The 252-nt window shown below is 69.0% G+C and carries 1 pseudogene; it reads left to right on the top strand.

Annotated elements, in window-relative coordinates:
- Positions 1–127, top strand: a pseudogene (locus RM425_RS21575) (helix-turn-helix domain-containing protein); the annotation flags it as partial.
- Positions 128–252 lie beyond the last annotated feature (125 nt).

The following is a 252-nucleotide window of genomic DNA, read 5'->3' as shown; positions in this document are numbered from 1 at the left end:
TCGCGCCCGGCTCCGTCTTGCGCGGCTGGTCATTGACCACGGCTGGTCCCCAGCCCGCGCAGCCGAGCGCTACGACGTCTCGTGGCGCACCGCCAAGAAATGGGCCGAGCGCTACCGCGACGAAGGGGACTGCCCAGACTTCAGTTGACTCTTGTTCGTTGGGGGCAGTCAGGCCGCGTGAGCGGCCTGGGTCAGTGTCTCGAACTCGATGGGGGTCATACGGCCGAGGGCGTCTTGGCGCCGGCGGCGGTG

Source organism: Blastococcus goldschmidtiae (genome assembly GCF_031845325.1).
GTDB classification, from domain to species: Bacteria; Actinomycetota; Actinomycetes; order Mycobacteriales; family Geodermatophilaceae; genus Blastococcus; species Blastococcus goldschmidtiae.
The sequence above is the reverse complement of the archived record's forward strand: the minus strand, read 5'-3'. Positions and strand labels throughout refer to the sequence as shown.